15 protein-coding genes are annotated in these 13,650 nt (G+C 50.5%); 8 read left to right on the forward strand and 7 right to left on the reverse strand.

Annotation, left to right across the window (positions count from 1 at the left end; all coding sequences use genetic code 11):
- Positions 1-208: 208 nt before the first annotated feature.
- On the reverse strand, positions 209-820 hold the full coding sequence (locus PDUR_RS21665; protein WP_042208155.1) for a TVP38/TMEM64 family protein: 612 nt from the start codon (positions 818-820) through the stop codon (positions 209-211).
- Positions 821-1,180: 360 nt separating this feature from the next.
- On the opposite strand from PDUR_RS21665, the gene PDUR_RS21670 reads away from it, so the two are divergent.
- From PDUR_RS21670 to PDUR_RS28280, 3 genes are all read left to right on the forward strand, one after another.
- Complete coding sequence (locus PDUR_RS21670) at positions 1,181-1,690, forward strand: RNA polymerase sigma factor (protein WP_081949612.1); 510 nt, start codon at positions 1,181-1,183, stop codon at positions 1,688-1,690.
- A 21-nt stretch (positions 1,691-1,711) separates the two neighbouring features.
- Entirely contained in the window at positions 1,712-3,184 is a 1,473-nt protein-coding gene (locus tag PDUR_RS21675; RefSeq protein WP_042208156.1) for a DUF4179 domain-containing protein, read from the forward strand.
- 274 nt (positions 3,185-3,458) lie between these two features.
- Entirely contained in the window at positions 3,459-4,019 is a 561-nt protein-coding gene (locus tag PDUR_RS28280; protein ID WP_179945168.1) for a CDP-alcohol phosphatidyltransferase family protein, read from the forward strand.
- 84 nt (positions 4,020-4,103) lie between these two features.
- Here the strand turns inward: PDUR_RS28280 and PDUR_RS21685 are convergent, their stop codons facing one another.
- From PDUR_RS21685 to PDUR_RS21695, 3 genes are read right to left on the reverse strand one after another with little or no spacing between them, the layout of a single operon-like run.
- Complete coding sequence (locus PDUR_RS21685) at positions 4,104-4,952, reverse strand: glycine betaine ABC transporter substrate-binding protein (RefSeq protein ID WP_042209595.1); 849 nt, start codon at positions 4,950-4,952, stop codon at positions 4,104-4,106.
- 53 nt (positions 4,953-5,005) lie between these two features.
- Complete coding sequence (locus PDUR_RS21690; protein ID WP_042208158.1) at positions 5,006-5,839, reverse strand: ABC transporter permease; 834 nt, start codon at positions 5,837-5,839, stop codon at positions 5,006-5,008.
- On the reverse strand, positions 5,839-7,035 hold the full coding sequence (locus tag PDUR_RS21695) for a quaternary amine ABC transporter ATP-binding protein (protein WP_042208159.1): 1,197 nt from the start codon (positions 7,033-7,035) through the stop codon (positions 5,839-5,841). The genes PDUR_RS21690 and PDUR_RS21695 overlap by 1 nt, the downstream gene beginning before the upstream one ends.
- Positions 7,036-7,287: 252 nt before the next feature.
- Between PDUR_RS21695 and PDUR_RS21700 the strand changes: the two genes are divergently transcribed.
- Positions 7,288-7,845, forward strand: coding sequence for a GbsR/MarR family transcriptional regulator (locus tag PDUR_RS21700; protein ID WP_042208160.1), 558 nt, complete (start codon positions 7,288-7,290; stop codon positions 7,843-7,845).
- Positions 7,846-7,962: 117 nt separating this feature from the next.
- On the opposite strand, the gene PDUR_RS21705 is transcribed toward PDUR_RS21700, so the two are convergent.
- On the reverse strand, positions 7,963-8,415 hold the full coding sequence (locus tag PDUR_RS21705) for a MarR family winged helix-turn-helix transcriptional regulator (RefSeq protein WP_042208161.1): 453 nt from the start codon (positions 8,413-8,415) through the stop codon (positions 7,963-7,965).
- Between the two features lie 177 nt (positions 8,416-8,592).
- Between PDUR_RS21705 and PDUR_RS21710 the strand changes: the two genes are divergently transcribed.
- Both PDUR_RS21710 and PDUR_RS21715 read left to right on the forward strand, forming a co-directional pair.
- Complete coding sequence (locus tag PDUR_RS21710) at positions 8,593-9,042, forward strand: GNAT family N-acetyltransferase (RefSeq protein WP_042208162.1); 450 nt, start codon at positions 8,593-8,595, stop codon at positions 9,040-9,042.
- Between the two features lie 81 nt (positions 9,043-9,123).
- Positions 9,124-9,693, forward strand: a complete 570-nt coding sequence (locus PDUR_RS21715; RefSeq protein ID WP_052410339.1) for a guanylate kinase — start codon at positions 9,124-9,126, stop codon at positions 9,691-9,693.
- Here the strand turns inward: PDUR_RS21715 and PDUR_RS21720 are convergent.
- The gene (locus tag PDUR_RS21720) at positions 9,665-10,519 is read right to left on the reverse strand and encodes a sulfite exporter TauE/SafE family protein (protein ID WP_042208163.1); all 855 of its coding nucleotides are present in this window, start codon (positions 10,517-10,519) and stop codon (positions 9,665-9,667) included. The genes PDUR_RS21715 and PDUR_RS21720 overlap by 29 nt on opposite strands.
- 138 nt (positions 10,520-10,657) lie before the next feature.
- On the opposite strand from PDUR_RS21720, the gene PDUR_RS21725 reads away from it, so the two are divergent.
- On the forward strand, positions 10,658-11,596 hold the full coding sequence (locus PDUR_RS21725) for a substrate-binding domain-containing protein (protein WP_042208164.1): 939 nt from the start codon (positions 10,658-10,660) through the stop codon (positions 11,594-11,596).
- 81 nt (positions 11,597-11,677) lie between these two features.
- Here PDUR_RS21725 and PDUR_RS21730 read toward each other — a convergent pair whose 3' ends face one another.
- Positions 11,678-12,148 (reverse strand): C40 family peptidase, encoded by a 471-nt coding sequence (locus PDUR_RS21730; RefSeq protein ID WP_042209600.1) that lies wholly within the window; start codon positions 12,146-12,148, stop codon positions 11,678-11,680.
- A 372-nt stretch (positions 12,149-12,520) separates the two neighbouring features.
- On the opposite strand from PDUR_RS21730, the gene PDUR_RS21735 reads away from it, so the two are divergent.
- The gene (locus PDUR_RS21735; RefSeq protein WP_042208165.1) at positions 12,521-13,612 is read left to right on the forward strand and encodes a Fe(3+) ABC transporter substrate-binding protein; all 1,092 of its coding nucleotides are present in this window, start codon (positions 12,521-12,523) and stop codon (positions 13,610-13,612) included.
- Positions 13,613-13,650 lie beyond the last annotated feature (38 nt).

A 13,650-nucleotide genomic window follows, 5' to 3' on the forward strand; every position in this document is an offset into this window, starting at 1 on the left:
GAAATAAACAGGAGTTTTTCCAGTTTATTTGAAAATTCAAAAGATTTCCGGCTTGATAACGGGAGAAATTCCCGTTCAATAAGGAAATCTTTCGGTTGGTCTCTCCCAACCGCCGCCCGCTTACGGCTCCGCCGTGGACAGCGCGCCCCCGGGCGCGGCGCACCGGACAAGCGTTCCATTTCGAGCGTTTATACTTTTTAGAGCCAGATCAAACCATCCGCTCCCGTTTATCCTCCTGCAGATGGCCCCAATGCTTCCAGATGAAGACGGCAAGCAGTACGATGATGAACATGCCGTAACTGGTCAGATAAATACCCCATTCCTCTCTCGGAACAATAAGCGAAGAACCAATCGTACCGAACAGCCAGATATAAGACAGATTTCCAAGCGCCGTTCCCCAGATAAAAGCCGAGTGAGGCAGGGTTGACACCGCAGACATAATATTAATCACATTATTGGGAATGATTGGTATCGTTCGAAGCAGCACCAGCGTCCAGATGCCATAACGGTTCAAATAACGCTGCCATTTGTCATAACGCTTCAGCTTCCTGCCCCATCTCCGGTCAAACCAGTGAAACAAATACCTCCGGGACAGATAAAATACGAACAGCCCTCCCAGATTACAGATCATCCAACTGATCAGCATCCCGCAGATTACATCGAATACCGAGACATGCAGCACGATCAATATAACGAATGGAAAAAATCCGAACAGGCTCTGAAGGAGCGCGAGCGGGATCGTAACCAGGAGAATTGCGGGCCCGCTAAGGCCCAAAGCCTGCAATAGCCAGTCAATCCAGGCGTTAACCATGTCTGTCATGCATCGCTCTCCTCTCTGTACTCCATGCCCTCCAACCCTGCTTCTGATCATATTCAGATATTTCAAAGAAAACACCCCGGACGGGGTGTTTGTAAACGAAAATTCACTATAGTCTATCATTTAAGAACAAAAGAGTATAAAGTATGACAGATTTACAGTCTGGTTCTCTCCATCATAGCATATTTGTGAATTCACTGTAAAATACTTAGCAGCGCATAGCTTGGGCGGCTCCCATGTTAGCCGTGGTCATTTTTGAAAAATCAATCGTTTTCCCGTTCTGCCGCGTCTTACTTGTAAGAACATGAATTTAGAGGACTTCTTTCCCAATACCAACACTAATAGAAAAAGGGGGAGTGGTGAATGGTGGGAAATACAATGAACGAGGCCCGATTGGCGGATGTTGCGCTGATGGATGAAGAAGCTTTTTTTGAGCGCCTGTACGTCGAACACCGCAAAATGTACGCGATCGCTTTCAGCTACCTGGGAACGGAAACGGACGCGCTGGAGGTGGTGCAGGAAGCGTCATGCCGGGCATGGATGAAGCGCAAAAAGCTTAAAGACGAGCAGGCCTTTACGCCCTGGCTGATCCGGATTACCATCAACTGCTGCATGGATGAACTCCGGCGCAAAAAGCGCATGTTACCTTCGGAGAAGCTGGTGGAAGAAGCGGCACAGGAAATGAAAAGCAACGAGCGGATCGACCTGGAGCGGGCGATGAGCCGGATGAAGCCGAAATACCGGCATGCCGTGTTTCTGAAATACTATCAGGACATGACAACTGCCCAAATTGCAATGGTGCTGAAAAGACCCGAAGGCACAATCAAAACCTGGCTGCGCGAAGGACTGAAACAGCTTCGGAAGTATCTGTAGACATACGGGAGGCGAATGGAAATGATATACAAAGAAGAACGCATTCTGCGCCAGAATGCTCATGAAGCGAACCGGCACGCCGAAACGTTCCAGGAAAGCAAACTCTACAACTCCATGCGAGAAGGAATCATGCAGGGGAAAAAGCGTGAGAAGCGGCGCATATATTCATATGGAGTGGGTGTGGCCATAGCCGCTGCGGCTGCAATTCTGCTTACGTTCTCTTCCATCGGATTACCGGCAAAGGAAGCTGCTGAACATTCAGTACAAACGGCCAGCACTAATAATTGGGGAAATTTCAAAGCGTACCGCTTGAGCTCCAGGTACCCTGCACTTGCAAGCGCCTTGGAACAGAATCTCGTAAAACCGGTTCACCAGAGCGCGGAAAAAAAGGGTTACCGTGTCGATGTGGCCGGCGCTGTTGCAGATGGCCGAAAAGTGTTCGTCCTGTACAGCGTCCAGAACAACACGGACAAAGAAGTCGAACAAGCGGATTTCTCGCTTCAATTTGGAGACTATAAGGACCCGTATCCTCGTAAAGGCTCAATATTAGATGTACTGGATGGCGAGAGCCGGATCCCGGCGGGCCAATCTGTAGATTTTATATACTCCTCCAACCTTTCGCCATCGATTCAATATTCGAAAAAGGTGAAGGTCAACATTATTCTTACCGAGACTTCAGCGGAGGCGCTCGTTTCCAGCAGTAATAAGTACCGGACCAGCCTGGATATTTCCTTCGAGCTTGACCCCGACATGTTCAAAGACCAGCGGAATACGTTAACGGCTGACCGCACCTTGACCGTGGACGGACAAAAAATTAAAGTGAGCCAAGTGCTGTATACTCCGCTGAGCACCTATGTGGATTTGGAGTATGACAAGAGCAACGAGAAACGAATTTTCCAATTGATTAATCCTGTTCTGATCAGTAAAAAAGGGGACACTACCGAAAAATTATATTACCCCGGCATCATCACATCTGACAATTCCGTAGCCTACTCGGATGATTCCAAGGCCACGCTCGTATTCAGGAACAGCCGTTACAGCCAGCCAGACTCCGTAACATTGAAAACATTCGGCATTTCGGCTGTCGATAAGGATCAGATGAAAATAGTCGTCGATTTAAACAAAAAACAGATTATTGAAGCGCCGGGGAGCGGTCTTGAACTTGTCGAGCCCACGCCAGAGGACCATGCGGAAGCGGGAGAAATCCTGTTACGGCGTAAAATTGACAATGGCCGATACTTTAAGAACACTTTTACCATATTGGCCGACAGCTTCACCGATGCGCAGGGTAAAGTGCACAAAAGAGTGAATAGCACCGTATTAGGTAACTTCGGCAGCCATAGGTTATCAAAGGATGGTACGGCGGTGGACGAGTTTCAATTTAACTTTGGAGAGGAAGCCAAGAATTATCCGCAGCCCCTTACGATTACAATTGAGCGGTATCAGAATCCGATTATGGATACACAGGCCGTAGAGCTGTACTTGAAGCAATAGAGGCTGAATAATAATCTAATGAATCAACGGTTTTCTCAGGCTGTCGAGAAAGTCTCGACAGCCTGCTTTATGTTCGAGTTATTTAAGACGGCACCGCGTTAACTGGTTTCATACCGAGATGTTATAAATATTTTAAGTGAAAGGATATATTAAAATGAATAAAGAATATTAATGTATTGTTCTATTCGCATGTAGACCTAATACAGAATTTCGTGATTTAGTAGCTGCCGTAACAAAAAGTATAACGGCGTGAATTTTCTCTCATATTAGTTTGATGCTTGGAGGGGTAAGAATAAAGCATATACCAAATGTTCTCACTGTGATGCGGATCATTTGCTCTGTGATACTGTTGCTTGTAAAACCGTTATCTGCTCTATTTTTTGGCATCTATATCGTATGTGGCGCAAGCGATGTTCTTGATGGATATATAGCAAGAAAGACAAAAAGCACCAGTCAATTAGGTGCAAGTATAGACAGTATCGCAGATGCAATTTTCATAGGTGTTACACTGTCTGTCTTTCTTCCAATTCTTCATCTTCCTTTGTGGATATTATGCTGGATCGGAGCGGTTGCTGTTATTCGCATAGGCTCATTGATAATTGGATTTGTAAAATACAGCGCTTTATCTTTCATACATACATATGCTAATAAGGCAACAGGGCTTATGCTATTCTGCTTCCCATTTCTGTATAGTATATTGGGACTAACCATAACCTCAAGTTTACTTTGTGGATTAGCAAGTTTTTCAGCAATCGAAGAACTGATTATAAATATAAAATCTAAAGAGCTATCAAGGGATACAGGCTGTATTAATTGGAAGAGGAATAAATCATGAGACATGTGATAGGCGTAAAAGCCTTCATTCCTGAAGGCTTTTAACAACATATATTCTTGTCGCCGGGCATCCCGTCAGACAAGCTTACTCAATACCCGCCGTCCATTCCTTGACTTTGTCCGGGTTGGCTTCAACCCAAGCCTTGGCCGCTTCCTCCGGAGATTGTCCGCCCTGAATGGCAACCATCACCTTCGCCATATCCTCCGGCGTCCACTGGAACTGGTCCAGGAACCGGTGAACATCCGGCTGATCGTCATTCAGACCTTTGCGGGCCAATGTATGAATCTGCTCGTCACCGCCGTATACGCCTTTGGGATCGTTCAGATACTTCAGATCCATGTTAGCGAACATCCAGTGCGGCGTCCAGCCGGTGACGACAATCGGCTTGTTGGCGTCATATGCCTTTTGCAGCTCCTGCGCCATCGCCGCCGACGAGCTTTCCACCAGCGTATAGCCGTCCAGCTTGTAATCCTTCAGCGCTTTTTCCGTAGCCGACATAATGCCGGCGCCCGGCTCGATGCCGATAATTTTATGGTCCATCGAATCTGCGACCGCTGTGTCAGTCAGATCTTCAATCGAATCCACTTTCATATAAGCCGGAACCGTCAGTCCAATTTTTGTTCCGTCAAGATTCACGCCCAGATCTTCCAGGTCTTTTCCGTATTTCTCCATGTAGGAAGCATGCGTGCTCGGCAGCCAGGCCGCGACCATCGCATCAGCGCTTCCGCCCGCTACCCCGGCGAACATCGGCCCGGCGTCAACCTGAAGCAGCTCAACCGTCTTGTTCAGCTTCGACTCCAGCACTTCCTTGACGACATAGGTGCTGGCAATTTCCGAATCCCAGGCCACGTAAGCCAGCTTGACGGTTTGCGAGCCGCTCCCCGAGGACGAGCAGCCTGCCAGCATTACGGCGGCCAGCAGGAGCCCCGACATTGCGACGGATATAAACTTTCGGCGATTACTCTTTTTCATTAATGTAAATCCTCCTATTTGTGCTTGATTTTAAGCGCGTTCTGCGTCAGTCGGTCCAGCAGGATGGCGATTACGACAATCGCAAGTCCCGCCTCGAACCCGGCGCCGGTCTTGGCCTGCGATACGGCGCGGTACACATAGGCGCCGACTCCCTGCGCGCCGATCATGGATGAGATGACGACCATCGACAAAGACAGCATGATCGTCTGGTTGATCCCGGCCATAATGGTCGGCATGGCAATCGGAAGCTGCAGCTTGAACAGCTTCTGGTTCGGAGTCGAGCCGAATGCGTCGGCGGCCTCCACCAGCTCCGAGGAGACCTGGCGAATGCCGAGATTCGTCAGGCGAATCGTGGGTGGAATGGCGAATATAATTGAAGCGATCACACCCGGAACAACGCCCAGCGAGAAAAAAGACACCGCCGGAAGCAGATAGACGAAGGCTGGCATCGTCTGCATGAAGTCCAGAACAGGCGTGATGATATTTCTTGCCTTCCCGCTCTGCGCGCATAGAATGCCGATGGGCACACCGATCAGCACGGCCAGCACGGATGCTGCCAGCACGAGCGCCAATGACTGCATCGAGGGCCCCCACAGCCCTAGATTGTCGATGAGCAGCAGCCCGATCAGCGCGAACAGCGCAAGCCGCCATTTTCCGATCCAATAAGCAAGCGCCGTTATTAGCAGAATGACAACCAGTGCGGGCAGAAAGGTAAGCAGCGCTTCAATCCCCTCTACCATCCCTCCGATGACGGAATGGATGAAGTCAAAGACCGGACCGAAATATAGCGTCAGCCATTCCTCCAGCTTCTCCACCATTCTGCCGAGCGGCAGTTTCGGAATATTCATCAGGCAAGCCCTCCTTCCGGTACCGCATTGCCCGCGAGGGCGGACAGCACGGCTCCCTTAATCACAATGCCTTTCAGCCGGTCCTGTTCATCGACCACAGCGAGCGGCAAATGCGACTCCGCCATAAGCTCGAACAGATCGTTCAGCAGCGTATCCGGACTTACCTGCGGGATTTCCCGCCGCATGACGTCTGAAATCGACTGCTGCTCTTTAATCGCCCGCGCGGCGTCATCGGCGGTAATCACGCCCAGCAGCTTCATCTCCTTGTCGGCCACATACAGGCTGGACACGCCGCTGTCGCGCATCAACTGCAGCGCCACGCGCGGTCCGCGTTCGGGCCGGATCATCTCCGGCTGCTTCATCACATGGGCTGCTGTCAGCACCTTCGACAAATCCACGTCCTCCACGAACCGCTCCACATATTTGTTGGCAGGCTGGATGAGAATTTCCTCCGGCGTGCCGATCTGCACAATAACGCCGTCTTTCATCAAGGCGATCCGGTCGCCAATCCGCAGCGCCTCATCCAAATCATGCGTAATGAAGACAATCGTCTTCTTCACCCGGTCCTGCAGCTCCAGAAGCTCCTGCTGCATATCCTTGCGGATCAAGGGATCGAGCGCGCTGAACGCTTCGTCCATCAGCAGAATGTCCGGATCATTCGCAAGGCCCCGGGCCAGCCCGACCCGCTGCTGCATCCCGCCGCTGAGCTGATCGGGACGATGGTTCTCCCAGCCGCCGAGGCCGACCAGCTCCAGAGCCTGCTGCGCCAGCTCTCTGCGTTTCTTTTTATCGACACCCTGCACCTCCAGGCCGTATTCGGCATTCCCAAGCACCGTCCGGTGCGGAAACAAGCCGAATTTCTGGAAGACCATACCGATATTTTTGCGGCGGAACTGACGAAGCTCTTCGGCATTCATCTTGACCACATCTTGTCCCCGGAACAAGATTTGCCCTGCCGTAGGGTCGATCAGCCGGTTAAGCAGCCGGACAAGCGTCGACTTGCCGCTGCCCGACAAACCCATAATGACGAATATTTCCCCTTCTTTAATATGAAAATCGGCCTGATTCACTCCGACCGTCAGCTTGGCTTCCTTCGCGATTTTTTCCTTGGACCAGCCCTGCTCCAGCAGCGTAAGCCCTTTGCGGGCGTCCTGGCCGAATATTTTCGTAAGCTGCTTCACTTCAAGTATAGGCATATGAACCTCCTTCTCCCGTATTTTTCCGGGTCAATTCACTCGTTATAGTCTAACGGACGACCGGAAAGAGAAGCAAAGCGCATATACCGTTATAATTTAACGTACAGTTTTTACTTTACGTACTTTTCATAAAGAATACTCTGTTTTACTCCAAATTCCGTTTCGATTCGGGTTCTTTACTTCATTGGGGGATGTGATTACAATACACTAGGAGAGATTGTGAAGTTTAAAGCTTCCTTCAGGAGGGACGGCATGAATGATTTAGAAGGGCTCGCGCCCGAGCAAATAGACAGAATAAGCAAGGCCCGGGAGCGCGTCATCGATTCCATCGGCAAGAACATGGATCTGTACGGCGTGACTCTGTCCATCGGCCATTTGTACGGATATATGTATTTCAAGCAGGGTCCGGTTACGCTGGACGAGCTGAGCCAATCGATGGGGATGAGCAAGACGTCCATGAGCACGGGTGTGCGGACGCTGCTTGATCTGAAGATGATCGATAAGGTATGGGGGAAAGGAACGCGGAAGGATCTGTTCGAGGCCTCATCCGACTGGTACCAGAATTTCAGCGATTATTTCTCGATTAAGTGGAGAAAAGCGGTGGAGAGCAACATGAACGCCCTAACTAAATCTCTGAACGAGATCCGGTCGATTAAAGAAGAGTACAGCGAGGATGAAGCGCTGGCCGCTCTGCTGAGCAAGGATGAGGACAAAATCGAAGACGCGATAAAATATTACCGCTGGCTGCTGAAGCTGATCGTGGCTCTGGAAACCGGCAAAATATTTGAACTGATTCCGAAGGAAGAATAGGTTTCCCTGTTGGACGAAGGCGATGGAGCTTGGACGCGAGGCTGCCATCGTCTTTATTTTTACCGCAAAGGCCGCCGCCCGCCCCTAGCTGTTCCTTTACGGGCAAGCGCAGGCAGCCTAATAGCTTCGCTTGTTGCCCTTTTTTACATATTCCCAGTCCTGTTCCGTGTTCCGCCTTACCTTCTTCAGGAGCTTGTATAGAGTCTCGATTTCCTCATCGGACAAGCCCGCCAGGGCCGATTGGTCGGAATAGTCGGATTCTCTTTTCAAAAAAGGATACACTTCTTCCCCTTTAGCGGTTGGATACAGCTTCTTGATCTTTCGGTTGTCCGGATCGCTGCGCTTCTCGACAAATCCTTGAAGCTCCAGCTTGGCGATGGCGCGCGACGCGGTCGTGCGGTCCACCTTGATCATCTCGGCCAGCTTCTCCTGAATGATCCCCGGCTGCTCGCAGATGCGGATCAGGTACAAATACTGCCCCTTCGTCAGCTCCAGTTCCTTGAATTCGATATTGCTGATTGAGTCGAACGCCCTGGCAATCATCCCGATCTCACGTAAAATCTCTCTCAATTTCAACGCTCCTATTTCCGATATTTTGTTGTAAATACAATAAAATAGGCTTATACTAATAGACATTAAGATATTCTTGGTTCCATTATGACCTGATCCGAGGCGGAAAGCCAGAAGCGGATGCGGCCATTTGGGAACTGCGGCCTGAAATCCCAAGACTTTACGAGGTGAGCGCTGATGAACTGGTATCTGAAAGCATTTGACGAGCTGTCCAATCTGGAGCTGTACAATATTTTGAAGGCAAGAACCAATGTTTTCGTCGTAGAACAGAACTGCCCCTATTCCGAGGTGGACGGCAAGGACCCGGCCTGCCATCATCTGTACCTGGAGGACCAAGGCGAGATTATCGCCTACCTGCGAATTCTGCCTCCGGGCGTGGCTTATCCCGAAGCGTCAGTCGGCCGGTTCATCGTCGATCCGAAGCTCCGGGGAACGGGCCTCGGAAGAGAGCTGTTCGGCAGGGGACTTGCTTTTGTCAGAGAAAGCTTGCGGGAAACCCGTATGAAAATCCATGCGCAGGCTTATCTTCAAGACTTCTACGCTTCCTTCGGCTTCGAGCCGGTGTCGGACGTCTATCTGGAAGATGGAATTCCGCATATCGAAATGCTTCTGTCGGCGGGAGAATAAGCCGTTTGGTCAGTCCGTCCGGCGGATAACTAATCCGATTACGATTTTCCGCATCCATTTCCCAAGAAAGGAGTGTTGGCATTGGGACGCATTATTGTGCTGTACGGTCCGTCCGCTTCCGGCAAAACCGAAATTCAGCGGCAGTTGACGGGCCCCGGATTTCCACGAATCATCACGGCGACGACCCGCCCGGCACGGGCGAATGAAACGGGTGGCGTACATTACTTGTTCCTGGACAAAGAAAGCTTCCGGGAGAAAATCGCGCGCGGGGAGCTGATCGAGTGGACCGAGTATAACGGAGAATGGTACGGAACGCTGCGTTCGAGCATCGAGGAAGCCATAGCCGGTCCGGCGGACGCCAATATCATCCTGGATCTTGCAGGCGTACTTGCGCTTAAAGAGCGCTACCAAGAGCATATCCTCGCCCTCTACATCGGCGCGGACCTCGCCTCTCTTGCCAGAAGGCTGGCCGAAAGAGGCGGAGATGCGGCTGAAAGGGCAAACAGACTGCGCAAGGCCCGGGAGCAGGAGCTCACCGAAGCCTACATGCAGCCTGCGGACGCCGTCCTGTGGAATAACGACGGCACGGATTTCACGGAGACGCTGAATCGCGTCCGGGAAATCATCGCTTCCCATCGGCGGGAGGCGTAATGGCAACGCTGCTTACCCGTGCGGATTTGAACGCTTTTGTAAACATCTTGATGGCAGACAGAATCAGAATGAAGCCCAGCACCAACTTCAGCAGGCTGGAAGAGATGTAAGCGATTAAGAGCCCGCCGATGAACGAACCCAGAATCGAACCGACCCCCATGGGAAAGACCAGTTCGCTCCATTCTTTTTTCTCCCTATAAGCCCCGTTGGAAGCATGCTTGATCATTCCGATCACCACTGTCGGCAGACTAATCAGGACACTGGCGGTCCCCGCTATCTTGATATCCACCCCGTAAACGAGCAGCAGAGTCGGAATAATCAGTTCCCCTCCGGCTACCCCAAGCAAGCTGCTTACAATACCGATTCCTATCCCAAAAGCAATCCCAACGAGAATGGCAACCGGAAGAATCATCGGAATTCCGCTGGAGACAACGGGAGAGACGCCTTCCGCTACAAGCAATACGCCAATGGAAACAAGCAGAATGAGAATAACCTTCTCAAGCGTCCGTTCAGACAGCCGCTTCGAGTAGTTCGCTCCCGTGTATGCGCCAATCATCCCCCCGGCAATAAAAGAGGCAATGACCGGCAGGATGGCCGTCAGCTCTTTAAGCGGTGCCTGAGGAAGACGAAAAGCCAGCGAGGAGATCAGGGTAACCAGGCTGACGGCCAAATTGAAAGCAACCGCCTGCCGTGTAGAATATTTGAACAAACCTACCAGCACAGGGAGACGGAATTCCGCCCCGCCGAGTCCAATTAACCCGCCCAGGCAGCCGATTGGCGTTCCTGTTAGCAATGCAAGCAGCGATTTTTTTCCTTTTTCATTCATTCATAACGGCTCCTCTCTTACAAAACCGAACAAAACGCCACGAAACACAACAAAACCGGATTTAAAAAAAGTGTATCCTAGCCTATAATAATTGACAAGAGCAACATTTGAACGAATATTGACGAGGTGATCTTCCACATGTCCGATAACACGCTTTCCTATTCACCCGAAGAGGTTTCCAAAATTCTCAAAATTTCCAAAGGCACCGTGTATGATCTCATTAAGCGAGGGGAGCTTCCATCCTACCGTATTGGCAAAAAGCTGCGGGTCGCTCCAGCCGATCTTGAAGCATACACCCGCCCTTCCTATGCTGCTCCAAAGCATCAGCCCGAAGCGCCGGCGGTTTCCATGGAGAAGCTGATTCTGGATAATCACGGACTCATCATATGCGGCCAAGACATAGTTCTAGACGTGCTTTCCAGGCATATTGAAAAAAGAAACCCATCCATCCGCTCCCTGCGTTCCTATGTCGGCAGTCTTGACGGGCTTCTCTCCCTATACAGGGGCACTGCGAATCTCGCCGCCGCTCATTTATGGGATGGTGAAACCGATGAATTTAACATTCCTTACGTCCGCAGACTTCTGCCCGGGCACCGGTGCGTAATCGTTAATCTGGTGTTCCGCAATCAGGGATTCTATGTCGCTCCCGGCAACCCGAAGAATATGCGCTCTTGGGAGAGTCTATTAGAACCTGGAATCCATTTTGCTAATCGGGAAAAAGGTTCGGGAACCCGCATCATGCTGGACGAATGGCTGCGCAGTATGAACGCGGATGCCCATTCCATTCAGGGTTACGGGCATGAGGAGATGAGCCATATCGCTGTGGCCAGCGCTGTCGCGCGGGGAATTGCCGATGTGGGGATCGGAACGGAGAAAGCGGCGCAGCAGGTGTCCGGCGTCGATTTCATTCCGCTCAAGAAGGAGCGGTACGACCTTGTGTTTTACAAGGAAGATATGGACAAGCCGCATTTCCAGGCGCTTCTGGCGACTCTGCGGTCGCCCGAATTCCAGCATGAAGTAAGCGGACTCGGAGGCTACGATACTTCGCGCTGCGGGGAGATTGTCGGGGAGGTTTGAAGCATTAAAGAGGCTGATTTCTCTACCAAACAAAAAGGACAAGCCAGGTAAGATACTAAGGGCTTGTCCTTTTAATTTCATTTATTCGCTAACCATCTCAGAATAACTGTTCTCATCCGTTACCCGGCGGGCGGTAACATAACGGTCTTGATAATATGCATCCGACAGCTTGCTTATTCTTACTCCCTTGCGGCTGGAAGAGTGTGCAAACTGACCGTCACCTATGTAGATTCCTGCGTGGGAAATCCCCCTGCCCAATGTATCAAAAAACACCAAATCACCGGCACGCAGATCTTCTTTGGCTACTGAAGTTCCTGCCTTAGCTTGGGACTGGGAGGTGCGCGGCAGATTATCGACATCAAATTTCTTTAATACATAGAGGATGAATCCGGAACAATCGAACCCTGAGGTTGTAGTACCGCCATAAACGTATGGTGTTCCTAGAACCTGGTTCACGACACTCTCAAGATTAACTTCACTTGCATATGTACGGGGTGCGGCGGAAGTAAATATAGCAGCGGCTGCTAGCAGCGATAGGATGACTTTCTTCAGAACTTTTCTCCCTTTCAATGCCTACGGAGTTAGCTGGTGGGCGGCAATTAGTTAATATTTTGTAACTATTAATTACTTTATTATACGGAAAACAAGACTGTCAATCTCTTTGTAACCTCGTTTTTTATAAAGAAAAAGGCACTGTCCAGGCATACGTTGATTTCGTTAAAAAGAACAGAATTGTAACTAGATCCCTCTATATCCCAGGATGTGGAATTCCGCTGCGAGATTGTGACGAAAATGTGCTTATTTAAAATTACTATTATGAATTCTGAAATATTTAAAGTTAATGTTATTGACATAGAGAAAGCATTAAAGTTATCATGTTGCCAATTGAGAATAATAATCATTATCTTAGGGGGATGTTTGAAAATGATGAAGCGTAAATTCTTTGCTCCATTGCTTACGGGAGTACTTGCTGCCGGTCTGTTAGCCGGATGCGGAGCGGACAAGGCAAGTGAAGCCGGTACGGCGAATACAGAGAAGAGTGAGCCGACTGCACAGGCAGCGGAGCAAGTCGTCAATATCTATACCGCCCGGAACTATGATGTAGACGCGCTGCTGTATAAGAAATTCACGGAAGAAACCGGCGTCAAAGTGAACGTCATTGAAGGCAAAGCGGAGGAACTGATTGAGCGCATGAAGCGTGAAGGCGAAAGCACGCAGGCCGACCTGTTCCTCACGGTAGACGGCGGCGTGTTGAACAATGCCAAGCAGGCCGGACTGCTCCAGCCGGTCACTTCGGCAACGATCGACCAGAATGTTCCGAAAGAGCTGCGTGACCCGGACAATCAGTGGATTGGGCTCTCCACACGCGCTCGCGTCATCGTCTACTCCAAGGATCGCGTAAAACCGGAGCAGCTCTCCACCTATGAGGATCTGACCAGCCCGGCCTGGAAAGGCAAAGTGCTTGTCCGTCCATCCTCCAGCTTGTACAACCAGTCCCTGCTGTCCTCCTTCATTGAATTGAACGGCGAAGCGAAAGCCGAAGAATGGTCCAAAGGATTGGTAGCCAATCTGGCTCGCACTCCGGAAGGAAATGACCGTGACCAAGCCAAGGCCATTGTCGCCGGTGTAGGCGATGTAGCGCTGATGAATACGTACTACGTGGGCCTGCTGATCAATTCGGATGATCCGGAAGAAGCGAAGGTCGGCAAAAGCATCGGCGTCTTCTTCCCTAACCAGGATACAACAGGCACCCATGTGAATATCAGCGGCGCGGCTGTAACCAAGTACAGCAAGAACAAGGACAACGCCGTCAAGCTGATCGAATTCCTGACCGGCGCCGAAGCGCAGACGATGGTTACCAATGAAAACTTCGAGTTCCCAGTCAATGCCAAAGCCGAGCTGCCCGAGCTGCTCAAATCCTGGGGAACGTTCAAAACGCAGCACATCGATTTCAACAAACTGGGTGTTCATAATGCCAAAGCAATTGAGATCATAAACAAAACAGGCTGGAAATAATTTATGAATCTAAACACAGTTAAGGTACAGATACAAAG

This window comes from Paenibacillus durus (genome assembly GCF_000756615.1).
GTDB lineage: Bacteria > Bacillota > Bacilli > Paenibacillales > Paenibacillaceae > Paenibacillus_AQ > Paenibacillus_AQ durus.